This is a genomic window from Mycobacterium sp. RTGN5 (assembly GCF_033804465.1).
GTDB lineage: Bacteria > Actinomycetota > Actinomycetes > Mycobacteriales > Mycobacteriaceae > Mycobacterium.
Genome location: NZ_JAPZLA010000021.1, coordinates 1 through 223 on the forward strand (window position 1 = coordinate 1; position 223 = coordinate 223).

General features: G+C 59.6%; 1 protein-coding gene. It reads right to left on the reverse strand.

The window, feature by feature from the left end; all coding sequences use genetic code 11:
• A partial coding sequence (locus SLQ31_RS29435) for an IS30 family transposase (RefSeq protein WP_319437729.1) occupies positions 1–223 on the reverse strand: 223 nt, incomplete at both ends.

Here is a 223-nt window from a genome sequence, read left to right on the forward strand (position 1 = left end):
GGGTGACAGTAGTCTGTCGAGGACTTCGGCGGGGTTGTCCCAATCGAAGCGTTTGCGTGGTCGTTCGTTGAGTTCGTCGGCGACTTCAGCGAGGTAAGCCGCGGAGTGCACCGATAGGTCAGTGCCTTTCGGAAAGTATTGCCGTGCCAGGCCGTTGGTGTTCTCGTTGCTCCCGCGTTGCCACGGAGAATGCGGATCGCAGAAGAAGACGTCGATGTCGGCG